The following is a 23346-nucleotide window of genomic DNA, read 5'->3' as shown; positions in this document are numbered from 1 at the left end:
GTGGTGCGACAGCGTCGTTCGGCGGCACTGCCAGAGTTCCCGTGGGACACCCTGGCCGACGTCACGGCTCTGGCCCGGTCTCACCCCGACGGAATCGTCGACCTTTCGGTAGGCACTCCGGTTGACCCGGTGGCGCCGGTGATCCGGGATGCGCTGGCCGCCGCCAGCTCCGCCCCGGGCTATCCGACGACCGCCGGTACCCAGGCCCTTCGCACCGCCGCCGCCGCGGCACTGCAACGCCGCTACGGCATCACCGACCTGGCGCCGGACGCGGTGCTGCCGGTGATCGGCACCAAGGAGCTGATCGCCTGGCTGCCGACGCTGCTGGCGATCGGTGCAGGCGATACCGTCGTCGTCCCCGAACTGGCCTACCCCACCTACGAGGTGGGCGCCCTGCTGGCCGGGGCGCAGGTGCTGCGCGCCGATTCGCTGACCCAGCTGGGGCCGCAGCGTCCCGCGCTGATCTACCTGAACTCGCCCAGCAATCCCACCGGCCGCGTGCTCGGGGTGGACCACCTGCGCAAGGTGGTGGCCTGGGCCCGGGAGCGCGGCGTACTGATCGCGTCTGACGAGTGCTACCTGGGCCTGAGCTGGGAAGCCGAGCCGTTCAGCGTGCTGCACCCGTCGGTCTGCGACGGCGACCACACCGGCCTGCTGGCCGTGCACTCCTTGTCCAAGACCTCTTCGCTGGCCGGCTACCGCGCCGGTTTCGTCGCGGGGGACCCCGCCGTGGTGGCCGAACTGCTCGCGGTGCGCAAGCACGCCGGGATGATGGTGCCGACGCCGGTGCAGGGCGCGATGGTGGCCGCCCTCGATGACGACGAGCACGAAGCGATCCAACGCGAGCGGTACCTGAAGCGCCGTGCGGTCCTGCTGCCCGCCCTGCAGGCGGCCGGGTTCACCGTCGAGCACTCCGAGGCAGGCCTGTACCTGTGGGCCACCCGCGGTGAGCCGTGCCGCGACACCGTCAGCTGGCTGGCCGAGCGCGGGATCCTGGTCGCGCCGGGCGAGTTCTACGGGCCGGCCGGAGCGCGGTACGTGCGGGTCGCGCTGACTGCGACCGACGAGCGGATCGCCACCGCCGTGCAGCGGCTGGCCTGATCGGGCTCAGTCGAGCAATCCCAGAGACATCGCGGTGGTGACCGCTGCCGTGCGGTCGGACACCCCGAGCTTGTTGAACGCGCGCAGCAGATGCGTCTTCACCGTGGCCTCGCTGATGTGCAGGGCGCGGCCGATATCGGAGTTGGTAGCCCCCGTGCCCACCAGGGCCAGCACCTCCGCTTCGCGCGTCGACAGTGTCACCGACGGTGCACGGACCGCGTTCACCAGCCGGTCGGCCACGCCCGGGGCGAGTACCGTCTTGCCGCGCGCGGCGTCGCGCACGGCGCGGGCCAACTCGGCGCGGGACGCGTCCTTGAGCAGATAGCCGGTCGCCCCGGCCTCCACGGCGCGAAGGATGTCGGTGTCGCTCTCGTAGGTCGTGACCACGACGATGTGCGTCGACGGATTGTCGGCCAGGATCTGTGCGGTGGCGGTGACACCGTCGATCCCGGGCATCCGCAGGTCCATCAGGATGACGTCGGGTCGAAGCGTGTGGGCCAGCCCGATCGCCTCGGCCCCGGAGCCGGCCTCACCGATCACGGTCAGGTCGTCCTCGGCGTCGATCATGCCGCGCAGCCCCTCGCGGACCACCGGGTGATCATCGACCAGCAAGACGGTCGTCATGTCGGCACCGCCACGACCACCCGAACCCCGCCACCTTCCGGTGTGGACAGCGTCAGCGTGCCGCCGACCTGGTCGAGCCGGGCCCGCATCCCGCGCAGGCCGAACCCGTCGACGTGATCGGGTTGCAGGCCGATGCCGTTGTCGGACAAGGAAAGCCGCACCCCTCCCGCATCCGGTTGCAGCCGCACGTGCAGCACGCTGGCGTGGGCATGCCTGCGCACGTTCGCCATCGCCTCCTGCGCACTGCGCAGCAGCACCACATCGGCGGCCATGCCGAGCTGCGGTAGATCGTCGTCGATGCGGACGTCGACGGCGATCCCGGTCTCGGCGGCCAGGCCATCGGCCTGGCGGCGCAGGGCGGCGGACAGCGAGCCCTCCTCCAACGCGGCGGGCGTCAGCCCGGTCACCATCGTGCGGGCCTCGGCCAGGTTGTCCCGCGCGGTGCTGCGGATCAGCTCGACGTGGCGGGCGGCGGCGGCCGGATCGCTCTCGCTCTCGGCCTGCACGGCCTGGGCGAGCGCGACGATGCTGGTGAACCCCTGCGCCAGGGTGTCGTGGATTTCCCGGGCCAGCCGCTCCCGCTCGGTGGCCGCACCGGCCTCCCGCGAGAGCCGGGAGGTCTCGGCCCGGGTGGCCGCCAGTTCGGCGACTGTCTCTTCCAACTGCCTGCGCTGGCGCATGATGGTCATGATCGAGGTGCCGATGATGGGGGCCGCCACCGCCCCCGCCAGCGTTATCGCCGCCACTGCGGGCAGGCTCGACCACCCCAGCCCATGAACGGCCGCGGCCAGTGCCAGTGGAGCCAGGGTGACCAGGAAGGTGAGCGTCAGGGCAGCGGTGAGCGGGAGTGTGGCGAAGATCAGTGGGTACAGCGCCGGGATCGCCGTGACCGCCGCGTCGGCTGCCAGCATGGCGATGAGCCACAGTGCGATCATCACCGCGACGAACGCCGCGGCGCGAGCGCTCACCGGGCCGGCGGACGGATCCACATCACGAATAACGTTGCGGCCGAACGTCAGAACGATCACCACCATGGCGGCGAGTGCGCCGCAGGCCACAGGTACGTTCCCGCCGAGGGGCCGCTGCAGCACCACCACCGCCACCATCGCCGCGATGCAGAGGCCACAGACGTAGGCCTCCCACATCCAGTGCCAGCTCGACGGCTCACGCAGGCCAGGACCGTTCTCGGTCATCAGCCGATGCTAACGGTCCGACGCCACCCAATTGCCGTGGAAGCCGTGCGGAACCCTGACCGGAATATGCACGGTGCCAACAGGTGCCAGGGTCTGCCCGTCGAGCAGCACCAGATCGCTGCGGTTCTCGGCGCGGTCGTAGACGAATCCCATCAGCACACCCTCGTTCTCGGCGGCGTCCGGACCGGCCGGCACGAAGACGAACTCGCCGGGCTCGCGTCCCGGCCCGAACTCGACGCGCTCTGTGCCGCCCTCCCGAAGGTCGTGGCGCAGGACGGCAGTCGGCGCTCCGTCCGGCCCGACATTGATACCGACGGTGTAGCCGTACCGGTGGGGTAGGCCGACAAGCCGCTCGTCGACGCGGGGGAACTCCTGTGACTCGTCGTGAAGCCGCTGCTCGCGCACCCGGCCGGTTTTCAGGTCGATGGTCCAGCGGTCCAACGTGACCGAGTCGGTGAACAACTGATCCCCGGTGGTGAACACCGCTGGATGCCGCACCACATCGAGGACGATCTGCTCGCCGTCGGCCCCGGTGTGGTCGTAACCGTTGAGGGCGTGGAACACATAGCATGTCGGCACCTCGAACCACCGGATGTCGGCAGCCGAGCCCTCCCGCGGCATCACCCCCACGCGGGCGCCGCGCTCGGGTGCCCACCGGTAGGGCATCCCCGAAAACGGCAACCCCCGGTGTTCGGAACCGCGCATCGTTGCACGCAGCAGGAAGTCCGGCGCCACGTGCGTGGCGGCGAACTTGGTCAACAGCCGCGTCACGGTGCGGGCCGGGGCGCTCTTGACCACAGCGGACAGGTCCAGCACCACCGGCAGGTCGTAGAGCACGACGTAGTGTTCGGTCAGGGTGAAGTCGTGCATCATCGTCTGTGTGGGCAGGGGAATGTCGACGGCTCGCCGGACCTTTCCGTCCACCCCGGTGACGGTGTAGCTGACCAGGTTGCCGCGCATCGGGTTGTATGAGACCGCATGCAGCTCACCGGTTTTCGGGTCGTGCTTGGGGTGTGCGGTGAAGCCGCCGAACAGGGTGCCGCAGAAATCGGACGGGCCCACGGTGTCGAGTTCTTCGGTGAGTTCGTAGGGCCGCACGCCGGCCTCGGTGAGGACGAAGGTCTTGCCGGCGTGGCCGATGATGTTGGTGTTGGCGGCGAAGTCGAATCCCGCCGCGTGTGCGCCGCCCGCCCATTTCTCGCCGAGCTCGCGGGCCACCGACGACGACCGCACCCATCGGTTGCGGTACCAGGTCGCCGCGCCGTCGCGCAGCCGGATCCCGTGCGCCATGCCGTCGCCGAAGAACCAGTGGTAGCGCTGCGGATCGGGAGCTCGCAGCGGGTTGGGTCCGGTGCGCAGATAGCGCCCGTCGAGGTAGTCCGGAATGGTCCCGGTAACGGTGAGGTCGGTGACGGTGACCTCGTCGTGCACCGGTGCGAAGTTCCCGCTGAGATACGGATGCTCGGATTCCTGCTGGACCGCTTCGGTTGTCATACCCCCACGGTGCTCCTCCGGGGGCCTCCGCGCGACGACTTCACGGCTGATTCGTCTGTCAACCGAACGATGGACACCGGCCCGGCCTCAAACGGTCGCGCGCAGGCTCAACGAGAGCAGCAGTCGCACGTCGGCATCGTTGAGTGAGGCCGCCAGCAACTGCTCGACCCGGCGGATCCGGTAGCGCACGGTGTTGGGGTGGACATGTAGATGCTGTGCCGCCGCAGCGACATCGCCGAAGCAGTCCAGGTATACGCCCAGGGTTTCGGCGAGCACCGGCTCGTCGGCGCGCAGTGTCCGCACCCGCGGATCGATCAGCCGCTCGTCCGAGGCGATCGCGGTGACGATCTCGTCGAGCAGCACCGTGGTGCGCGCCTCGGCCAGTGAGGTGACCGCGGCCAGCGTTCCGGGATGACGCTCGGCCGTGTCGAGCACGCGGTCCACATCGATGCGGGCACTCGCGGCGCCGGCCAGGCCGGCCACCGGGCTGGCGATCACCGCGTGCAGCTGCAGTCCCAATTCGGCCCGCAGCGCCGACACCGTGCCGCGCACCCACGAGGTCACCGCCTTGCCGGTGCTGGGGAACAACACGTAGACACGGGACCCCGCCGACGCCATCTGCGCGTCGTGGCGAAAAGCGCTGGCGCTCAATGCCAGCACATCGGCCGGCCGGGTACCCGCAGCGCCGCCGGCGAAGCCGATCACCGCGGCTCGGCCGTCGACGGCCACACCCAACTCTCTGGCGATCAACTCCACCTCGACCGGAGCGCCTGCCTCGCCCAACCCCAGGAGCTCCTGCACCCGCACGGCGTGCGTCGACGGGGCGGAGGCCAGCCGGGCGATGATGCGCGCGGCCAGGACCGCGGCGCCGCGCAGCACGTCCTCGGCATCCTCGGCCAGCGGACGGCTGCCCTGCTGAACCCAGATCGTGCCGACGAAGGCAGGGGCCCGACGCTCGTCGACGGCGGGTGCGAAGATGCCGATGGCCAACCGGGGGCGCAACCCCAGTTCGGGACGCTCGGCCACCCGCACCGCCTCCGGTCGGGAGCGCAAGGCGTCGAAGATGCCCCACTGTGCGATCCAGGCCAGATGCTCCGGCGGGCCCGCGCGGCCGAGAATCGACAACCGCCGCAACTCGTCCGCCTCGTCGCTGGAGGCCGAATAGGCCAGCACGTGCGACTGGGCATCCTCGATGCTGACCATGCCGTGGGAGCGTTCGGCAACGGACTGGGCCAGGCCGAACAGATCGGTGTCCGAAGCGTGCAGCGCGCCGTCGCCGTGATGCTCGAAGACGTGGTTGACCAAGCGGTAGAGCCGTTCCCAACGGGCCCTGGGATCGACTGCCACCACCGCGGTGCCCGCCGCCACCGCGTGGCTGACCACCGCCGCCGACGGTTCCTTGACGAAGATGGCCGCGGGCGCCCGTCGCGCGGTCTGTTGCTCGACCCAGCGCAGCGCATCCTTCTCGGAGACCCCGAGCAGGAAGAACACGTCGGCAGCCCCCGCGGACGGCGCCAGACCCAGGCGCACATCGTCGGAGTCGATCAGTGCCGCCGAGGCCACGGCCAGGTCCAGACCGCGTGGCGCCTGGATCAGCCGCACCAGCGTGGCATCCAGCGCCAACAGCAGTTGGCCCAGGCTGACACCCGTAGTCCGCATGTTGTCCGATTCTACCGACTAGCGGCTCAAGGCTTGTCTGATCGGACAAGTGTTGCGTGGGTCACGTCGGGGATTCTTGACTCATGGATGCCATCACCGACGTGCCCTCGCCGGCCAACGAGCCGGTCCACGACTACGCGCCGGGCTCGGGGGAACGCACCCGGCTCGCCACCGCGCTCGGCGAACTGGCCGGCGCCCCGATCGACCTGCCGCACGTCATCGGCGGCAAACACACGATGGGCAGCGGCGCACGCATCGACGTGGTGCAGCCGCACTGCCACAGCGCGCGGCTGGGCACCCTGACCAACGCCGAACATGCCGACGCCCGCGCGGCCATCGATGCCGCGCTGGCCGCCAAGCACGAATGGGCGGCGATGCCGTTCGACGAACGCGCCGCCGTGTTCCTGCGTGCGGCCGACCTGCTGTCCGGGCCGTGGCGGGAGAAGATCGCCGCGGCCACCATGCTCGGCCAGTCCAAGACCGCCTATCAGGCCGAGATCGACGCGCCCTGCGAGCTGATCGACTTCTGGCGGTTCAACGTCGAGTTCGCCCGCCAGATCCTGGCCCAGCAGCCGGTCAGCAGCCCCGGCGTCTGGAACCGCACCGACCACCGGCCGCTCGAGGGCTTCGTCTACGCCATCACCCCGTTCAACTTCACCGCGATCGCGGGCAACCTGCCCACCGCGCCCGCGCTGATGGGCAACACCGTGGTGTGGAAACCCTCACCCACCCAGACCTTCGCGGCCTACCTGACCATGCAGCTGCTGGAAGCCGCCGGGCTGCCGCCAGGGGTGATCAACCTGGTGACCGGTGACGGGATCGCGGTTTCCGATGTGGCACTGACTGATCCGCGACTGGCCGGCATCCACTTCACCGGGTCGACCGCCACCTTCCAGCACCTGTGGCGTGAGGTCGGCGCCAACATCGACCGCTACCACACGTATCCACGGTTGGTCGGCGAGACCGGTGGCAAGGACTTCGTCGTCGCGCACGCCTCGGCCCGCCCGGACGTGCTGCGCACCGCCCTGATCCGCGGGGCCTTCGACTACCAGGGGCAGAAATGCTCAGCGGCCTCCCGGGCCTTCATCCCGCGTTCGGTGTGGCACCAGATGGGTGACGACTTCCTCTCGGCCACATCGGACCTCAAGTACGGCGATGTCACCGACCTGACCAACTACGGCGGGGCCGTGATCGACGAACGCGCCTTCGCCAAGAACGTCGCGGCCATCGAACGGGCCAAGGGTGCCGCGGGCGTCACCATCGCGGCCGGCGGCGAGTATGACGACAGCGAGGGCTATTTCGTCCGGCCCACCGTCCTGCTGTCCGACGACCCGACCGACGAGGCCTTCTCCACCGAATACTTCGGACCGATCCTGGCCGTGCACGTGTATCCGGACGCGGAGTACGAGCGGATCCTCGACGTCGTCGACACCGGCGCCCGCTACGCCCTGACCGGCGCGGTGATCGCCGACGATCGCGCGGCGGTGCTGACCGCCCAAGACCGGCTGCGGAACGCGGCAGGCAACTTCTACGTCAACGACAAGCCGACGGGTGCGGTCGTCGGCCAGCAGCCGTTCGGCGGATCGCGGGCGTCGGGCACCAACGACAAGGCCGGTTCGGCGCTGAATCTGTTGCGCTGGACCTCGGCCCGCTCCATCAAGGAGACGTTCGTGCCGCCGACCAACCACACCTACCCGCACATGGAGGCCTGAGATGGGCGTGTTCCAGCGGGTTGCCCGCCCCGCGATCCTGGCCGCTTCGCACTCGCCGCGGCTGCGCCACACCGCTGAACGCCTCCCCATCACCCGCAAGGTGGTCGACCGTTTCGTCGCGGGGGAGACGGTGCCGGATGCGCTCGACACCGTTGGTGCCCTGCGCGATTCGGGTCGCTTCGTCACCGTCGACTACCTCGGCGAGGACACCACCAGCAACGAGGACGCCGAACGCACCGTGCAGGCCTACCTGACCCTGCTCGAGGGGCTGGCGCAGCGCGGTGACGCCGACGCGGCAGTGCGGCCGCTCGAGGTATCGCTCAAGCTCTCGGCCCTCGGCCAGGCACTGCCGCGCGACGGCGAGAAGATCGCCTACGAGAACGCGCACACCATCTGCGCCAAGGCCCGTGAGGTGGGAGCCTGGGTGACCGTGGACGCCGAGGACCACACCACCACCGACTCGACCCTGTCGATCGTGCGTGACCTGCGTACCGAATTCGACTGGCTGGGCACGGTTCTGCAGGCCTACCTGCACCGTACCGAGGCGGATTGCCGAGAGTTCGCCGCAGCCGGAGCCCGGATCCGGCTCTGCAAGGGCGCCTACGACGAACCCTCCTCGGTGGCCTACCGGGACGCCGAGGAGGTCACCGACTCCTACCTGCGGTGCCTGCGGGTGCTCATGGCCGGATCTGGCTACCCGATGGTGGCCTCACACGATCCGGTGATCATCGACGCGGTACCGGCACTGGTCGACGAGTTCGGCCGCGGGGTGGACGGTTTCGAGTACCAGATGCTCTACAACATCCGCGACGCCGAACAACGCCGGTTGGCCGATGCGGGCAACCATGTGCGGGTGTACGTCCCGTTCGGCAACGAGTGGTACGGCTACTTCGTGCGGCGGTTGGCCGAGCGTCCGGCCAACCTGATGTTCTTCCTGCGTGCCCTGGCCGAGCGGCACTGAGCCCCAACCTCAGCCGGGACTCAGGTCGTAGGCGACCTTGAACTTGTTGAGCAGGTACGGTCCCGACACCACCGGCTCGTACCGCGCTGGGTTGTCCGCTGAGGCGCAGGTGGGGATGCACTCGATCACCGCGTCGTAATTCGGCTGGTGGAAGAACGGAAGGGTGAACCGCTCGGCGGTCGGCGCTCCGGTGCTCACCACGCGGTGCACGGTGCTGACCCACCGGTCGTTGGTCCACCGTGCCAGCAGGTCACCGATGTTGATGACGAACGCACCAGGAACCACCGGCACGTCGAGCCACTCACCACGATCGTTGAGAACCTGCAGCCCGCTCTGGGATTCGTCCTGCAGCAGGATCGTCAGGTTGCCCCAGTCGCTGTGCTGGCTCAGCCGGATGTGGCCTTCCGGTTGGTCGTCGGCCGGGTAGTGGTTGGCCATCAGGTTGGAGTTGTGCCGGTCGATCGAGGTGTCGAACCAGTCTTCGCGCAGGCCCAGGGCCAGGGCGAAGAGCCGCGCCAATTCGGTGGCGAGGGAAGACATCTCGTCGTAGTACCGTTGGTAGGCCGTTCGGAATCCGGGCACCTCGGGCCATCGTTCGGCGACGAAGACGCGCTCGTCTGACCATCCGGGTCCGTCGTATCCCTCCGGGTTGCCCAGCGGGAAGTGCACGAATTTCTCTACGCGGTCCGGTGATTCGTGCTCGGCCGCGCGGTCGGCTCCGTCGTTGGTGGCCGCGAGGTTGCCTGCGCTGCTGAACCCGCGGGCCAGCGGATCGGTGGGATCCGCCCCGATCTGTTCTTTCACGGCCTGCGGCAGCGAGAAGAACTCGCGCAGCGCGCGGTTGACGTCCTCGATCACGTCATCGGGCACTCCATGGCCGACGAGCAGTAAAAAGCCGCTGTTCTCGCAGCATCGGCCGATGGCGTCGGCCACCGCCTGGCGTTGGCGTGGGTCGCCATTGCGGGCGCTGCTGATATCGATCAATGGGACGAAGCCGTCTCGAAGGACGACCTGGTCGACTATCACCTCTGGTTGGCTCACGCGCTCGACGCTAGAACCTCAACCTAAGTTGATGTCAACGCTGAATTCCGCTCTCGCGCAACAGCAGAAATGTCAGCGCCGCGAGGCTCTGGGCATCGGTGATGTCACCGTTGCGGATCATGCGGTCCAGCTCGGCACGGGAGAACCACGCGCTGTGCATGTCCTGTTCCTCGTGCTCGCGTTCGTGTTCACCCTCGGTGAGGCCGGTCGCCAGGAACACCCAGCCCCGCTGGCTGCTCATCCCGGCGGCCACATCGAGCTGGCCCAAACGTTCCATGTGCTCGGCGCGCAGCCCGGTTTCCTCCCGAAGCTCGCGGTGGGCCAACGCAGTCGGGTCCAGATGCTCCTGTTCGGGCGCGGTGCCCTGGGGAAACTCCCAGCGCCGCAGTCCGAGTGGGTAGCGGAACTGTTCGACGAGGTGGAACCGATCCTGAACGGGGTCGTACGGGATCACCAGCGCGTAGGTCGGCTTGTCCACCACGGCGTAGACGCCGGTGCTGCCGTCGGGCCGGACGATGTCGTCCTCGCGCAGCGTCAACCAGTTGTTCCGGTACACCTCGCGCGTCGCGGTCTGCCGGATCGTGTCCACGCGCAGGCGGATGTGCAGGCGCTCCGCGTCGACGTCTCCCTCGTCGATCTCATCGGCGAGCGTGGCGGCGAACTCGACCAGGTGGGCCACGTCGATGTCGTAGGGCGCCGGTCGGTCGACCAGCGACAGCCGTGCCGACGCTCGTCTCAACAAGGTGGCGGCACCGGTCCGGTTGCCGCGCTGGACATGGGTGATGCCCACGGCCAGCTGTGCCAGTCCCTGCCAGAGCGCACGTTCATGCTCCGGGCCGTTCTTCCACGCCGCCTCGAGTACTTCGTGGGCGCTGAACGCCTGGCCGTCGTCGAGCAGATCCTGGGCGTAGGCGAGAGTTTCGGCCGGTGAGAGCTCCAGGTCGTCAGGAATCCGGGCGACGCCCTCACTGCCGTAGGGCAACGGCCGGCCGAGTGCGTCACGCGGGCGAGTGCTGCGGGGCCGGCCTGAGTCGTCGCGGTCGCGCGCAGCTGTGCCCATGGGCACCAGCCTGTCGCCAACTCCGCGTCCTGTCGAGTGGGTGGGATCGCCGGACGGCACGCCGGTAGCCTCACAAGAGTGTTGCTGGCCTCCCTGAACCCCGCGGCCGTCGCCGCCGGCGCCGAGCTCGACGATGCCGTTTCCATCGACGGTGCCGTGCTGAGCCGCAGTGATCTCGTCGGCGCCGCCACCTCGGTGGCCGAGCGGGTGGCTGTCGCGCAACGTATCGCCGTCCTGGCGACCCCGACCCCGACGACGGTCCTCGCCATCATCGGCTGCCTGATCGCAGGTGTGCCGGTGGTCCCGGTACCCGCCGACGTCGGCGCGGCAGAACGTCGGCACATCCTCGCCGACTCCGGCGCCCAGGCCTGGCTGGGGGAGCGGCCCGAGGAGACCGAGGGGCTGCCACACATCCCGGTGCGGCTGCATGCCCGGTCCTGGCACCGCTATCCCGAGCCGGCGCCGAGTTCGACCGCGATCATCATGTACACGTCCGGGACCACCGGAGCGCCCAAGGGCGTGCCGATCAGCCGCCAGGCCATTGCCGACGACATCGACGCCCTGGCGGCGGCGTGGGAGTGGACCGCTGCCGACACCCTGGTGCACGGGCTGCCGCTGTTCCACGTGCACGGCCTGGTGCTGGGCCTGCTCGGCTCGCTGCGGATCGGAAACCGCTTCGTGCACACCGGGAAACCGACACCGGCCGCGTACGCGCAGGCCCAGGGCACGCTGTACTTCGGGGTGCCCACGGTGTGGTCGCGGGTGGTCAAGGATCTCGACTCGGCGCTGGCCCTGGCCACGGCCCGGCTGCTGGTCTCCGGCAGCGCGCCGCTGCCGGTGCCGGTGTTCGACGAGTTGGTGCGGCTCACCGGACATGCACCCGTCGAGCGCTACGGCAGCACCGAATCGCTGATCACGCTGAGCACCCGGGTCGACGGTGAGCGCAGGCCGGGCTGGGTCGGGCTGCCCGTGGACGGGGTGCAGACCCGGCTCGTCGACGACGACGGCGCACCGGTGCCGCACGACGGTGAGACCATCGGGCAGCTGCAGATCAAGGGCCCCATGGTGTTCGGCGGCTACCTCAACCGGCCGGAGGCCACCACCGACGCGTTCGATCCCGACGGCTGGTACCGCACCGGCGATGTCGCGGTCATCGACGCCGACGGCATGCACCGCATCGTCGGGCGGGAGTCGGTGGACCTGATCAAGTCGGGCGGCTACCGCATCGGCGCCGGTGAGATCGAGACAGTGCTGTTAGGCCATGACGGCGTCGACGAGGTGGCGGTCGTCGGTGTTCCCGACGACGATCTCGGGCAGCGCATCGTCGCGTTCGTCGTCGGCACCGCTGCGCCCGACACGCTGATCGACTTTGTCGCCCAACAACTTTCAGCGCACAAACGGCCTCGCGAAGTGCGGCTGGTAGACAGCCTGCCCCGAAACGCCATGGGCAAGGTGATGAAAAAGGAACTGGCGCAATGGGGTTGAGGTTCTCCGAGATCTGCATCGACGCACATGACCCCGAAGCGTTGGGGGCCTGGTGGTCGGAAGCGCTCGGCTGGCCCGTGCACACGGATGCCGACGGCGACGTGATACTCACCCCACCACCGGGTGCAGGCCCGACCTGGTTGTTCACCGCCGTGCCGGAGGACAAGGTGGTCAAGAACCGTCTGCATCCGGACTTCACGCCGGAGGATCAGCAGGTCGAGGTGGACCGCTTGATCGGCCTCGGCGCCCGTCACGTCGACATCGGCCAAGGCGAGGAGACATGGGTGGTGCTGGCCGACCCGGAGGGCAACGAGTTCTGCGTGCTCGCCGCCGAGTAGGGGTACGTTGGTTACTGACGGGGCGTTTATCGCACGTCAGCGCCCTGCCTCGGTTTGGAGGCACGTATGAATCTCAAGAAAGCCGCTGGAACGGCGATGATCGCCGGTGCGCTCGGCCTTGGCTCCCTCGGATTGGGTGCGGGTTCGGCACAAGCTGACCCCGGATGGGGTCCCAACATCCCGTGGATTCCGGGGCCCGGGTGGGTTGACTGGAATCCGGGGGTCAACATGGGCCCGCCCGGACAGATCAAGAAGTGGTGCCCGTGGCAGTCTCCACCAGGTCACTGGGTGGGTGGCCCGCACGGGATTCCTTGCACCTGAGTTGAGCGTCAAAGTGAGTTGCCAGGCAACGATGCCACCATGACCGCATGCGCGGACTCGGTCGCCTGGTGGCTTGCGTCGCCGTGCTGGCCGCGTGCAGTGCGCCGGCCCCGCCGTCGCAGCCGCAGGTGCCGCCACTGGGCTGGAACTCCTGGAACTCCGGCATCACGCTGACCGAGCAGAGCGTGCGCGAGACCATCGACGCGATGGTCTCCTCGGGCATGCGCGATGCCGGATACCGCTACGTCAACCTGGACGCCGGTTGGGCGGCGCCGACCCGGGGCGCCGACGGCTCGCTGCAGGCCGACCCGGACCGCTTCCCGCACGGCATCGCCGCGTTGGCCCAATACGCGCATGACCGCAGCTTGCTGCTCGGGATCTACCACAGCCCCTTCAACCAGGGCTGCGGGCAGGATCCCCGGATCGGTGCTGCGGGGCACGAGCAGGCCGATGCCAAGACGTTCGCCGACTGGGGCGTCGACTACCTCAAGTACGACTGGTGCCGGATGGAGGCCGGCCACGACGAGCAGGTCCAGTACTTCACCGCGATGCGAGATGCGTTGCGTGCCAGCGGTCGTCACATCGTCTACAGCATCAACCCGAACAGCTCCGGCGACCCGGGAGCCGGCCTGGCTTACGACTGGTCGCACATCGCCGACATCACCCGCGACGCCGTCGACCTGGTTCCCGCATGGGGCGATGCCGCCTTGTGGCGGGAGGGTCTGGCCGGGGTGAGTCAGGCGTTCGGTCAATCGGGTCCGCTTGCGCCGCACAGCAAACCGACCCACGTCAACGACCCCGACATGCTGGTGGTCGGGGTCGGCTGGAACCAGTTCGTCGTCGGGCATCCGACCATGGCGTTGGGTGCGCCGCGGCCTGATCTGACCGAAACGGAGCAGCGCGCCCACTTCTCACTGTGGGCGATGCTGGCGGCACCTCTGTTGGCCGGCAACGATATTCGCGCCATGACGGACGAGACGAGAGGCATCCTGACCAACCGGGACGTGATCGCCGTCGACCAGGATCCGTTGATGGTGCAGGGGCAGCCGCTCAGCGATGATCCGCGGGTGGTGGTCAAAAGGTTGACCGACGGCGCGGTGGCGCTGGCCCTGTTCAATCAGTCCGACGGGCCGCAGCCCATCCGCACCGACCTGGACGCCATCGGATTGGCCGACGACAACTGCGCGACCGTGCGCGATCTGTGGCAGCACACCGAAACCACCGCGACCGGCACCATCGAACGGCAGGTGCCCGGTCACGGTGTGGTGATGCTGCGGGTGACGCCGGACTGCGGCGCGAACTAGGAAACGGTCCTAGTTGGCGTGCAGCGCCTCGTTGAGCGTGATGCCGGTGCCGTCACGCTTGACGACCTCGACCGCACCGGAGAGCGAGTTGCGGCGGAACAGCAGGTTGTTGGCGCCGGACAGCTCGACGGCCTTGGTGGTCTGCCCGTCGGCGGTGGTCACCTTGGTGCCCCCGGTGACATACAGCCCGGCCTCGATCACGCAGTCGTCGCCGAGCGAGATGCCGAGGCCCGCGTTGGCGCCCAGCAGGCAGCGCTTACCCACCGAGATCACCTCTTTGCCGCCACCGGACAGCGTGCCCATGATCGACGCGCCGCCACCGATGTCGGAGCCGTCGTCCACCACGACACCGGCCGAGATCCGGCCTTCCACCATCGAGGTGCCCAGGGTGCCGGCATTGAAGTTCACGAAGCCTTCGTGCATGACCGTCGTGCCGGCGGCCAGGTGTGCGCCCAGGCGGACGCGGTCGGCGTCGGCGATCCGCACTCCGGACGGCAGCACGTAGTCGACCATGCGGGGGAACTTGTCGACGCCGTAGACCGCGACGGCTCCGCGGCGACGCAGCTTGCCGCGCACCGTCTCGAAGCCCTCGACCGCGCACGGCCCGAAATTCGTCCACACCACGTTGGCCAGCGCTCCGAAGATGCCGTCCATGTTGGCGCCGTGCGGGGCCACGAGCCGGTGCGAGAGCAGGTGCAGCCGCAGGTAGGCGTCATGCGCGTCGGCGGGCTTGTCTGCGAGGTCGGTGATCGTGGTGCGCACCGCCACCACCTCGACACCGCGGTCGGCATCGGGGCCGGTCAGACCCGCGAACTCGGCGGGGATGTCATCGCCGGTGAGCTTCACCGTGCCGGCTTCGCCGGAGGCGCTCAGCTCGGGGGCGGGAAACCAGGTGTCCAGGACGGTCCCGTCGGCGGTGATGGTGGCCAGGCCGACGCCAGATGCTGCAGTCACGTTGGCCAAGGTTACTGGACTAGCCTCGGAGACCATGGGGCTAGACCTGCGTGCTGATCCGATCGCCCTGACCGCCGCGCTGGTGGACATCCCCAGCGAGTCGCGTCACGAGCAGCGCATCGCCGACGAGATCGAGGCCGCGCTCCGGACACAGGCACCGTGGTTCGAAGTAATCCGCAACGGCGACGCAGTCCTGGCCCGTACCGATCTGGGCCGCCCGTCGCGAGTACTGCTGGCCGGGCACACCGACACCGTGCCCGCTGCCGACAACCTGCCCAGCCACATCAAGAACGGCGAGATGTGGGGCTGCGGCACCTCGGACATGAAGTCGGGTGACGCGGTGTTCCTGCATCTGGCGGCCACCATTGCCGAGCCGAGCCACGACATCACCCTGGTGATGTACGACTGCGAGGAGATCGAGTCCAGCGCCAATGGGCTGGGCCGTATCGAACGCGAACTCCCGGACTGGCTGCAGGCCGACGTCGCGATCCTCGGCGAACCCTCCGGCGGATTCATAGAGGCAGGCTGCCAGGGCACTATCCGCGTCGTCGTCGGCGCCACCGGCACCCGCGCGCATTCCGCGCGTTCCTGGCTGGGCGACAACGCCATTCACAAACTCGGCGCGGTGCTCGACCGGCTCACGGCCTATCAGCCCCGCAGCGTCGACATCGACGGCTGCGTATACCGGGAAGGGCTTTCGGCGGTACGCATCGACGGTGGCATCGCCGGCAACGTCATCCCCGACGCCGCGTCGGTGACCGTCAACTTCCGGTTCGCCCCCGACCGCAGTGTCGAGGCGGCCGTCGCCCACGTGCACGAGGTGTTCGACGGTCTCGACGTCGACATCGAACTGACCGATGCCGCCGCCGGCGCACTGCCGGGGCTGGCCAAACCCGCGGCCGCCGCCCTGGTCGCCGCGGCCGGGGGACAGGTCCGCGCCAAGTACGGCTGGACGGATGTATCCCGGTTCGCCGCGCTGGGGATCCCCGCCGTCAACTACGGGCCGGGCGATCCCAACCTCGCCCACAAGGTCGACGAGCGGGTCGAGGTCGCCCAGATCACCGCGGTCACCGACATGTTGCGGCGCTATCTGACATGAGCACCGTCCGCGTCGACAGCTGGATCTGGGCCGTGCGCATCACCAAGACCCGGTCCGCGGCGGCGGCCGCCTGCCGGGGCGGACACGTCCAGGTCAACAACGTGCCCGCCAAACCGGCGCAGCACGTCAGCCCCGGCGACGAGGTGCGGATCCGGCTCGACGGACGTGACCGGATCGTGGAGGTCATCCGGCCCATCGCCAAACGCGTGGGCGCATCGGTGGCTTCGGAATGCCTGATCGACCGCAGTCCGCCACCGCCGCCCAAGGAGATGGTGGCTTCGGTTCCGGTGCGCGACCGAGGAGCCGGTCGGCCGACGAAACGTGAACGGCGACAACTGGATCGGCTGCGCGGAACGTTCTGAGCCGAAAATCGGTTGCAGGCGTGCGTACTATGGATTTCGCATCTGCTGTCAACCGAGGTGGGCTGAAAACATGCTGGGAGAAGACGACATCTCCGGGTGATCCCGAGAGTTGATTCGTTCCTGTCCCTCAATGCGGTGCCTGCTGCCCGCATCACCTTGGAGTACCAGCATGTCTGTTGTCTGTTCCCATTTGTCATTCTCCTGGCCCGATGATGTCGAGCTGTTCTCGGACCTGTCGTTCTCCGTCGGACCGGGGCGCACCGGACTCGTCGCACCCAACGGTGCCGGAAAGAGCACGCTGCTCAAGCTGATCGCCGGGGAGTACCGACCCTCGGCGGGCTCGGTGACGGTCGACGGCGCCGTCGGCTATCTGCCCCAAAGCCTGCCGTTCACCGCCGATCTCACCGTCGCCGCGGTACTGGGGGTGGCCCCGGTGCTCGACGCATTGGCGGCACTGGCCGACGGTGACGCCGGCGAAGACGTGTTCGCCACCATCGGCGACGACTGGGACATCGAAGAACGCTCCCGCGCCCAGTTGGACCGGCTCGGGCTCGACGGCCTGGCCCTGGACCGCCGGTTGGGAACGTTGTCCGGCGGCGAGGTGGTGTCGCTGGGATTGGCGGCCCAACTGCTGAAGCGGCCCAGCGTGCTGCTGCTCGACGAGCCCACCAACAACCTGGACAGCGGGGCCAGGAACCGCCTGTACGACGCGATCGACAGCTATTCCGGGTGCCTGCTGGTGGTCAGTCATGACCGGGTACTGCTGGACCGGATGGATCAGATCGCCGAGCTGTACCGGGGCGAAATCATCTTCTACGGAGGCAATTTCACCGCCTATCAGGAGACCGTGGAGGCTGCGCAGACTGTGGCCGAGGGCAACATCCGCAACGCCGAACAGCAGCTCAAGCGGGAGAAGCGACAGATGCAGGAGGCACGTGAGCGGGCTGCGCGACGGTCGTCGAACGCCGCGCGCAACGTCAAGGACGCCGGGCTGCCCAAGATCGTGGCGGGCAAGCTGAAACGCGATGCCCAGGAATCGGCGGCCCGCGCCGACGACGTGCACGCCCGGCGGGTCGATGACGCGCGCTCCCGGCTCGACGAAGCCGAACGAGCGTTGCGTGACGACAAGGTGATTGCGTTGGACCTGCCCGACACGGTGGTGCCTGCCGGGCGGACGGTGTTCACCGGGGAAGGCCTTCAGATCAGCCGTGGTGGCCGGAAACTGTTCGCCGACAACGGGATCGACCTCTCGATTCGAGGTCCCGAGCGTATCGCCCTGACCGGTCCCAACGGGGCGGGCAAGTCGACCCTGCTGCGGATCATCGACGGCTCGCTGGAACCCGACTCCGGGACGGTGCAACGGGTGGACGGGCGCATCGCCTCGCTGTCGCAGCGACTGGACCTGCTTGCCGAGGACCGCACGGTGGCCGAGAGCCTGGCCGCGGCCGCGCCGAGTCTGCCGCACACCCGGCGCATGCATCTGTTGGCGCAGTTCCTGTTTCGCGGCGACCGGATCCATCTTCCGGTGGCTGCCCTGTCGGGCGGGGAGCGGTTGCGGGCGACGCTGGCATGCGTGCTCTACGCCGAACCTGCGCCTCAGTTGCTGCTGCTGGACGAGCCGACGAACAACCTCGATCTTGTCAGCGTCGGCCAACTGGAATCAGCGCTGAACGCCTACCGGGGGGCGTTCGTGGTGGTCAGCCACGACGAACGGTTCCTGGATGCCATCGGCATCGACCGTTGGCTGCGGCTGGACAGTGGAGAGTTGAGCGCTACATCCGCCGCGGGTTGATGTTGTGGACCTGGGTTGGCACCGGTCCGAAGCCGTCCTCAGCTGCCGCACCGGCTGACGCGCGGTTGCCGAGTTGTTCGGTGTGCCGATCCGCACCGGCCCCGGCTTCGTCCTTCGGGTCGTCCCTGCCGTCGTGCTCGCCATCGCCGGGACCTTGGTGGTCGGCTGCCTTGACGGCCTCCTCGGCCCCGGTGCCACCGGCGTCCGCCGCCAGCGAGGCGGCTTCGCCGCCGCCTCCCGCTGCCTGGGTCGCGCTTTCGACGATGCTCTGCACGCCTTGCATGACCTGCTGCGGCACCTGCGTCATGGCCTGGGTCAGGCCTTGGAGCGGCTGGGTGATCGACTGCGCCATCTGCCCGGCCATCTGGCTCATCTGGCCCATCATCTGGCCTGCACCGCCGGCTCCCGAACTGGCGGCTCCCGAACTAGCGGCTTGGGAGCCGCCGCCGCCCGCGGACGCCGAGGAGCTTCCGCCGCCGAGTGCATCGGCCTGGGCTTTGAGCCGCTCGGCGGCATCCGTGTCACCGCGTGCGTATGCCTGCGAGGCCTTGCCGAGCAATTCGGCCATCTTGCCCGCGGCGACCTGGGTCGCGCCCAGGGCACCATCGCGGGAGGACGAGGCACCGTCGAACGCGTTCTGCATCGGAAAGCCGATCGCGCCGTGGCTGGACGCGAGATCCGACGGGCCGGCGAACGAATTCTTGAAGCTGCTGATGTCACCGCTGACTCCGTCGACGATGCCTTGCAGGCCGGTGATGGCACTTGTGTTGGCGACGAGCTGGTTCATCGAGCCCCCTGGAGATCGTGCGGTCTAACTGCGCATTCTACTGTCGGCGCGGGTGGGTGCTGAGCGGCAAGTTGGTCATCCGGAGGCCTGACGGGCGGCGTCGAGGGCAGCGGCCGACATCCCGACGGCTTCGTACCGGGCCGACACGTCCCGCAACGCCGCGCCATCCCCGGCCGCCAGCGCGCGGGCGTGGTCCAACGTCAGCTGACCGAACACGCAATCCAGATCTACCCTCACCAGCGCATCGACGGCGCGGGTGTCGCCCATCCGCACGCCATCGTGCAGCGCCCGCAGCATCACCGCGTATTGGTAGCCGCGCTCAGCGGCCTTGGCGGCCTCGCGGGCCGCGGTCACCGCACCCACCGAATCCTTCCGGGCCTGGCAGGTCCAGGCTCGCGCCAGCGCCAGTTCCGGGGCGAACAGCATCGACTTGAGCCCGTGCCGGGATTCCGCCCGGGACAGTGCTTTTCCGGCCTCGACGGGCATACCGCGTTGACCGAGGGCCTGCGCCAACAGCATCCAGCCCAGTGGTCCCCAGGAGTATCCGGTCGGCGCGAGCGCAGCGGTTGCCTTGCGCAACAACGCAATCGCCTCCTCGTGTTGACCGCGGACCAGCAGCACGTCGGCCGTCAACACCTCGCCGATCGCGCGACCGGGCTGCAGCAGTTGGGTGAAATCGGTGATGCTGCGGGCCATGTCCTGGGCCTGATCGAGCCGGCCGGTCATCAACAACGTCGTGGTCTGACCGAATCCGCTGGTGAACCGCAGCAGGCCGGGATGCCCCGCCGCCAGCGCCCGCTGCGCCATCGCGTCGACCTGATCGAAAAGCCCGGTCCGCGCACAACTCAGCGCCGCAGTCGACCCGGCCCAGCCGAGCGCCGTGTCATCGGCCGCGGGGGAGGCCAGGACCTCCTGCGCGAGGCCCAGTGCGCGTTGTGGCGCACCGGCATTCATCGCGAACGTCGCCGCCAGCGCGTCGAGCGTGGTCTGCGCCGCCGGCGTCGACACCCGGCGGCGGGTGGCCCGCAGGAATGCGGTGGCGCGCTCGGGTTCCGACAGCATCCAGAACTGGTTGGCCGCCTGAGGCAGTGCCCACGCCATCAACTGATCCTCGGGCAGGCCGGCCGGGTCGATCTGCCCGAGGACGGCATCAGCCTCACGGCCGCGGCCCTGCCAGGCCAGCGCATATGCCAGGGTGAGCAGCCCCGTGAATTCCGACCCGGAACCGGCTCCAGAAGCCAAGGCGGCCCGGGCCAGTCGCTCACTCAATTCCAGGTCGCCCAGGCGAAGCGCCTCACCGGCCGCGTCGACGAGCTCGTCCGCGGGCAGCAGGACATCGCTGTCGAGTGCCAGCACCGCCACCCGCAGCCGGTCCACCACGCCGGGGCGAGGCGCCGCGGACAACCGCTCGACCAGGGCGCTGCGCAGCCGCCGCATGCCGGGCCCGCCGATCGTGGTTCGCATGGCGGTGAGAAACAGCGGATGCACACACCGCGCGACGGCTTCATCGACGCGCACGACGCCGCATCGTTGCGCCTCCTGGACGGCCTCGTCGCTGGTCAACGCCGTCAGGTCGGCGAGTGGGAGCGGATCGTGGACCGCGAGTTGCCGCACCACGGCAACGGCACCGTCGGGCAGCTCGGTCAGAAAAGTGGCCACCTGATCGGCCAGCCGGGCGTCGTCGTGGCCCGCCGGGGACATCTCGACGCGATTCACCAGGCCGTCTACCCACAACGCCGCGACGTCATCGGGTGCCTGTGCCGCGACGGCGGTGACGATGAGTTTGGCCGCGCCGCTCACCGCGAGTTGGTACACCAGGGCGGCCGACAACCGGTCCAGCAGATGTGCGTCGTCGACGACCAGCAACAGCTCGGACCCGAGTGCTTCACGTGCGGCCCGCAGGACGTCGGCGGTCCTGCCCGCCGAGGGGATGTCGATCAGGTGCGCCACCGCCGCGAACGGAATCGCGGCGGCCGATTCGGTGCCGGTGATCCATACGACCCGCCGGAAATCGGTCGCGAGATGTTCGGCCGCGGTGCGGGCCACAGACGTCTTCCCGACACCTGTCGGGCCGAGTAACGCTGCGCCGCAGCGTTCGTGCAGGCCGGCCTCCAGGCCGTCGAGTACGCGGTCACGCGGTGCGATCACCCAGTCGACAGCCATCCACCGAATCCTATGGGGGGCCGTGCCCGTTCAACGCCGAATCGAGGTCTGGATGCGCCGACACCGCGTCGTCCATGCCGCATTCGGCGATGATTCGCCGGATGCTCGGCTGACGGATGACCAGACGTACCGTGACCCCGCGCTGGCGACTGTCGACGCTCTGTTTGGCCAGCGCGACCAGTGCCCCGCAGCTCATGAATTCCAGGGATCCGGCGTCGACGATGAGTATGGAGGATTCAGGAACGGCGTCGGCCGACTCGCTGAGCATGCGCTGCCAGACGGATTCGTTGTGCGCATCGACCTGTCCGGAGACCTGAACGATGAGGCCTTCGGGTGCGGTGCGAGCTGTCCAGTGCAGCTCGCGATTCTGCTGGGTCGATTCCACGATGAAATCGAGCATAACCGTCGAAGTTTACGTTGTAAACGCGATTGATCATGAACTTTGGTCAGGGACCTTCCAGCCAGGTTTCGATGCGGTCGAGCAGGGCCTCCAACGCTTCCTCGAACTCGTCGGTGCTGTGGTCCTCGGCCAGCATCGGTTGGAGCCGTCGCAGGTTCGGGTAATCGGCCAGCGAGGTGTCGGGTCGCGGCTCGCTGTCGAGAACGGCCTCGTCAGGGCTGAGCGCGACACCGCGCGCGGACACCTCCAGTAGCAGCTGGCCCACCAGGAACGTGGTGTACGTCCGGTAGGCCGCCACGGCGGCGTTGTCGCTGAACCCGTAGGAGATCAGGGTCTCCAGGAACGTCTCCATCCAACGCAGGCTGCGCAGCGGCGGCCGCACCCAGGGGGCTTCCGGCGCCTCGGTCGCCACCAGCGGGAACACCTCGGGATGCTCGATGGCGATCTGGCGCACGCCGTGACCGAGTCGGAGCAGGAAGTCCTGCCAGCCGTCCTCCTGCCGGCGCGCGGCGAGCTGATCGATGTAGAGGCGGTCAACGATGTGGTTGACGACGCCGGTCAGCAGGTCGCCCCGGCTGTGCACATAGCGATAGAGCGCCATCGCCTCGACACCGCAGGCCGTGCCCAGCCGCCGCATGGTCAGTTTCGTCAGACCGTCGCGATCGATGAGCTCGATCGCGGTGTCCAGAATGAACTCGCGGCTCAACCGTGCCGGTTGATCGACGTCGTCAGTCACCAGGTTCGCCCCTCCGCGTTCCGTCCAGTGTCCCCTGCGCGGCGGGGCTGAGTCCATCACCCGACGGACATCGCCCACCGGACATCGGCGGTTCACCAGCAACCTCTACCGTGTGTACGTGTCCGGTGAAACTGACCGCGAGTTTGCGGTGTGTGTCTATTGCGCTTCTGGCCCCACCCACCCCGAGCTGCTGGCCTTGGCCAGCGAGGTTGGGGTGGCGATTGCCAAGCGTGGATGGACGTTGGTGTCCGGCGGCGGCAACGTCTCGGCGATGGGCGCGGTCGCGCGTGCGGCACGCTCGTGCAACGGCCGCACGGTCGGCGTGATCCCCAAGGCGCTCGTGCACCGCGAACTCGCCGACGTGGACGCCGCAGAACTGGTGGTCACCGACACCATGCGCGAACGCAAGAAGGTGATGGAAGGCCGCTCCGACGCATTCATCGCGCTGCCCGGTGGTATCGGCACACTGGAAGAGTTCTTCGAGGCCTGGACGGCGGGCTACCTGGGGATGCACGACAAGCCCGTGGTGCTGCTCGATCCGTTCGGCCACTACGACGGATTGTTGAACTGGTTGCGCGGACTCGTCGACTCTGGCTATGTGAGTAGCCAGGCCCTCGACCGGCTGATCGTCGTCGACGAGGTCGCCGCAGCGCTCGACGTGTGCGCGACGCTTACCTAGAACCGGCGGTAACGGCGGTTACCAGCGCGGTTATGGTGTTGGCCACACGAGAGCCATCTCGAGACCCATAACAACGCGCAG

General features: G+C 68.7%; 22 protein-coding genes and 1 pseudogene. 11 read left to right on the top strand and 12 right to left on the bottom strand.

Annotation, left to right across the window (positions count from 1 at the left end):
- Nucleotides 1-1101: a succinyldiaminopimelate transaminase gene (dapC, locus tag TX88_RS20890; protein WP_044519822.1), complete on the top strand. Its 1101-nt coding sequence runs from the start codon at nt 1-3 to the stop codon at nt 1099-1101.
- Nucleotides 1102-1107: 6 nt separating this feature from the next.
- Here dapC and TX88_RS20885 read toward each other — a convergent pair whose 3' ends face one another.
- From TX88_RS20885 to TX88_RS20870, 4 genes are all read right to left on the bottom strand, one after another.
- Nucleotides 1108-1725 (bottom strand): response regulator, encoded by a 618-nt coding sequence (locus TX88_RS20885; protein WP_044519821.1) that lies wholly within the window; start codon nt 1723-1725, stop codon nt 1108-1110.
- The gene (locus TX88_RS20880) at nt 1722-2918 is read right to left on the bottom strand and encodes a sensor histidine kinase (RefSeq protein ID WP_049925235.1); all 1197 of its coding nucleotides are present in this window, start codon (nt 2916-2918) and stop codon (nt 1722-1724) included. The genes TX88_RS20885 and TX88_RS20880 overlap by 4 nt, the downstream gene beginning before the upstream one ends.
- Before the next feature lie 9 nt (nt 2919-2927).
- Complete coding sequence (locus tag TX88_RS20875; RefSeq protein ID WP_044519820.1) at nt 2928-4412, bottom strand: carotenoid oxygenase family protein; 1485 nt, start codon at nt 4410-4412, stop codon at nt 2928-2930.
- Between the two features lie 87 nt (nt 4413-4499).
- Nucleotides 4500-6071 (bottom strand): helix-turn-helix domain-containing protein, encoded by a 1572-nt coding sequence (locus TX88_RS20870; RefSeq protein WP_044519819.1) that lies wholly within the window; start codon nt 6069-6071, stop codon nt 4500-4502.
- 83 nt (nt 6072-6154) lie between these two features.
- Here TX88_RS20870 and pruA point away from each other — a divergent pair, with 83 nt between their 5' ends.
- The gene (gene pruA / locus TX88_RS20865) at nt 6155-7783 is read left to right on the top strand and encodes an L-glutamate gamma-semialdehyde dehydrogenase (protein WP_044519817.1); all 1629 of its coding nucleotides are present in this window, start codon (nt 6155-6157) and stop codon (nt 7781-7783) included.
- A gap of 1 nt (nt 7784) precedes the next feature.
- Nucleotides 7785-8744 (top strand): proline dehydrogenase family protein, encoded by a 960-nt coding sequence (locus tag TX88_RS20860; RefSeq protein ID WP_044519816.1) that lies wholly within the window; start codon nt 7785-7787, stop codon nt 8742-8744.
- A gap of 9 nt (nt 8745-8753) precedes the next feature.
- Here TX88_RS20860 and TX88_RS20855 read toward each other — a convergent pair whose 3' ends face one another.
- The 3 genes and pseudogenes from TX88_RS20855 to TX88_RS35235 all read right to left on the bottom strand — a co-directional run.
- A complete protein-coding gene (locus TX88_RS20855) occupies nt 8754-9785 on the bottom strand; it encodes an isopenicillin N synthase family dioxygenase (RefSeq protein ID WP_049925232.1) in 1032 nt (343 codons plus the stop codon).
- Nucleotides 9786-9819: 34 nt separating this feature from the next.
- The gene (locus tag TX88_RS35240; RefSeq protein WP_044521480.1) at nt 9820-10374 is read right to left on the bottom strand and encodes an NUDIX domain-containing protein; all 555 of its coding nucleotides are present in this window, start codon (nt 10372-10374) and stop codon (nt 9820-9822) included.
- 3 nt (nt 10375-10377) lie between these two features.
- Nucleotides 10378-10845 (bottom strand): annotated as a pseudogene (locus TX88_RS35235) (DUF309 domain-containing protein); the annotation flags it as partial.
- 78 nt (nt 10846-10923) lie between these two features.
- Here TX88_RS35235 and TX88_RS20845 point away from each other — a divergent pair.
- From TX88_RS20845 to TX88_RS20835, 4 genes are all read left to right on the top strand, one after another.
- Nucleotides 10924-12330: an acyl-CoA synthetase gene (locus TX88_RS20845; protein WP_044519813.1), complete on the top strand. Its 1407-nt coding sequence runs from the start codon at nt 10924-10926 to the stop codon at nt 12328-12330.
- Entirely contained in the window at nt 12321-12668 is a 348-nt protein-coding gene (locus TX88_RS20840; RefSeq protein WP_044519811.1) for a VOC family protein, read from the top strand. The genes TX88_RS20845 and TX88_RS20840 overlap by 10 nt, the downstream gene beginning before the upstream one ends.
- A 66-nt stretch (nt 12669-12734) precedes the next feature.
- Nucleotides 12735-12989 (top strand): hypothetical protein, encoded by a 255-nt coding sequence (locus TX88_RS33435; protein WP_084622036.1) that lies wholly within the window; start codon nt 12735-12737, stop codon nt 12987-12989.
- 47 nt (nt 12990-13036) lie between these two features.
- The gene (locus TX88_RS20835; protein ID WP_044519810.1) at nt 13037-14293 is read left to right on the top strand and encodes a glycoside hydrolase family 27 protein; all 1257 of its coding nucleotides are present in this window, start codon (nt 13037-13039) and stop codon (nt 14291-14293) included.
- A gap of 9 nt (nt 14294-14302) precedes the next feature.
- Here the strand turns inward: TX88_RS20835 and dapD are convergent, their stop codons facing one another.
- Complete coding sequence (gene dapD, locus TX88_RS20830; RefSeq protein ID WP_044521479.1) at nt 14303-15247, bottom strand: 2,3,4,5-tetrahydropyridine-2,6-dicarboxylate N-succinyltransferase; 945 nt, start codon at nt 15245-15247, stop codon at nt 14303-14305.
- Nucleotides 15248-15281: 34 nt separating this feature from the next.
- Between dapD and dapE the strand changes: the two genes are divergently transcribed.
- The 3 genes from dapE to TX88_RS20815 all read left to right on the top strand — a co-directional run bounded on the left by dapE (nt 15282) and on the right by TX88_RS20815 (nt 18500).
- The gene (dapE, locus tag TX88_RS20825; protein ID WP_044519809.1) at nt 15282-16346 is read left to right on the top strand and encodes a succinyl-diaminopimelate desuccinylase; all 1065 of its coding nucleotides are present in this window, start codon (nt 15282-15284) and stop codon (nt 16344-16346) included.
- The gene (locus tag TX88_RS20820; protein WP_044519807.1) at nt 16343-16708 is read left to right on the top strand and encodes an Hsp15 family ribosome-associated heat shock protein; all 366 of its coding nucleotides are present in this window, start codon (nt 16343-16345) and stop codon (nt 16706-16708) included. The genes dapE and TX88_RS20820 overlap by 4 nt, the downstream gene beginning before the upstream one ends.
- A 169-nt stretch (nt 16709-16877) precedes the next feature.
- Nucleotides 16878-18500, top strand: a complete 1623-nt coding sequence (locus TX88_RS20815) for an ABC-F family ATP-binding cassette domain-containing protein (protein ID WP_044519806.1) — start codon at nt 16878-16880, stop codon at nt 18498-18500.
- On the opposite strand, the gene TX88_RS20810 is transcribed toward TX88_RS20815, so the two are convergent.
- The 4 genes from TX88_RS20810 to TX88_RS20795 all read right to left on the bottom strand — a co-directional run bounded on the left by TX88_RS20810 (nt 18481) and on the right by TX88_RS20795 (nt 22586).
- Nucleotides 18481-19287 (bottom strand): type VII secretion target, encoded by an 807-nt coding sequence (locus TX88_RS20810; RefSeq protein ID WP_044519804.1) that lies wholly within the window; start codon nt 19285-19287, stop codon nt 18481-18483. The genes TX88_RS20815 and TX88_RS20810 overlap by 20 nt on opposite strands.
- Before the next feature lie 75 nt (nt 19288-19362).
- Nucleotides 19363-21450 (bottom strand): ATPase AAA, encoded by a 2088-nt coding sequence (locus TX88_RS20805; RefSeq protein WP_044519803.1) that lies wholly within the window; start codon nt 21448-21450, stop codon nt 19363-19365.
- 10 nt (nt 21451-21460) lie between these two features.
- A complete protein-coding gene (locus TX88_RS20800; RefSeq protein WP_044519802.1) occupies nt 21461-21850 on the bottom strand; it encodes an anti-sigma factor antagonist in 390 nt (129 codons plus the stop codon).
- Between the two features lie 46 nt (nt 21851-21896).
- The gene (locus TX88_RS20795) at nt 21897-22586 is read right to left on the bottom strand and encodes a TetR/AcrR family transcriptional regulator (protein ID WP_209447079.1); all 690 of its coding nucleotides are present in this window, start codon (nt 22584-22586) and stop codon (nt 21897-21899) included.
- A gap of 118 nt (nt 22587-22704) precedes the next feature.
- Here TX88_RS20795 and TX88_RS20790 point away from each other — a divergent pair, with 118 nt between their 5' ends.
- Nucleotides 22705-23265, top strand: coding sequence for a cytokinin riboside 5'-monophosphate phosphoribohydrolase (locus TX88_RS20790; protein ID WP_044521473.1), 561 nt, complete (start codon nt 22705-22707; stop codon nt 23263-23265).
- The last annotated feature ends 81 nt before the right edge of the window (nt 23266-23346 follow it).

This window comes from Mycolicibacterium septicum DSM 44393 (assembly GCF_000455325.1).
Classification (GTDB): domain Bacteria; phylum Actinomycetota; class Actinomycetes; order Mycobacteriales; family Mycobacteriaceae; genus Mycobacterium; species Mycobacterium septicum.
This window is presented reverse-complemented; position numbering and strand designations above follow the sequence as displayed.

Excerpts from the sequence above, each read along its gene's own strand:
- TX88_RS20885 (WP_044519821.1), bottom strand. The coding sequence starts at position 1,725 with ATGACGACCGTCTTGCTGGTCGATGATCACCCGGTGGTCCGCGAGGGG.
- TX88_RS20880 (WP_049925235.1), bottom strand. The coding sequence starts at position 2,918 with ATGACCGAGAACGGTCCTGGCCTGCGTGAGCCGTCGAGCTGGCACTGG.
- TX88_RS20875 (WP_044519820.1), bottom strand. The coding sequence starts at position 4,412 with ATGACAACCGAAGCGGTCCAGCAGGAATCCGAGCATCCGTATCTCAGC.
- TX88_RS20870 (WP_044519819.1), bottom strand. The coding sequence starts at position 6,071 with ATGCGGACTACGGGTGTCAGCCTGGGCCAACTGCTGTTGGCGCTGGAT.
- pruA (WP_044519817.1), top strand. The coding sequence starts at position 6,155 with ATGGATGCCATCACCGACGTGCCCTCGCCGGCCAACGAGCCGGTCCAC.
- TX88_RS20860 (WP_044519816.1), top strand. The coding sequence starts at position 7,785 with ATGGGCGTGTTCCAGCGGGTTGCCCGCCCCGCGATCCTGGCCGCTTCG.
- TX88_RS20840 (WP_044519811.1), top strand. The coding sequence starts at position 12,321 with ATGGGGTTGAGGTTCTCCGAGATCTGCATCGACGCACATGACCCCGAA.
- TX88_RS33435 (WP_084622036.1), top strand. The coding sequence starts at position 12,735 with ATGAATCTCAAGAAAGCCGCTGGAACGGCGATGATCGCCGGTGCGCTC.
- TX88_RS20835 (WP_044519810.1), top strand. The coding sequence starts at position 13,037 with ATGCGCGGACTCGGTCGCCTGGTGGCTTGCGTCGCCGTGCTGGCCGCG.
- dapE (WP_044519809.1), top strand. The coding sequence starts at position 15,282 with ATGGGGCTAGACCTGCGTGCTGATCCGATCGCCCTGACCGCCGCGCTG.
- TX88_RS20820 (WP_044519807.1), top strand. The coding sequence starts at position 16,343 with ATGAGCACCGTCCGCGTCGACAGCTGGATCTGGGCCGTGCGCATCACC.
- TX88_RS20815 (WP_044519806.1), top strand. The coding sequence starts at position 16,878 with ATGTCTGTTGTCTGTTCCCATTTGTCATTCTCCTGGCCCGATGATGTC.
- TX88_RS20810 (WP_044519804.1), bottom strand. The coding sequence starts at position 19,287 with ATGAACCAGCTCGTCGCCAACACAAGTGCCATCACCGGCCTGCAAGGC.
- TX88_RS20805 (WP_044519803.1), bottom strand. The coding sequence starts at position 21,450 with ATGGCTGTCGACTGGGTGATCGCACCGCGTGACCGCGTACTCGACGGC.
- TX88_RS20800 (WP_044519802.1), bottom strand. The coding sequence starts at position 21,850 with ATGCTCGATTTCATCGTGGAATCGACCCAGCAGAATCGCGAGCTGCAC.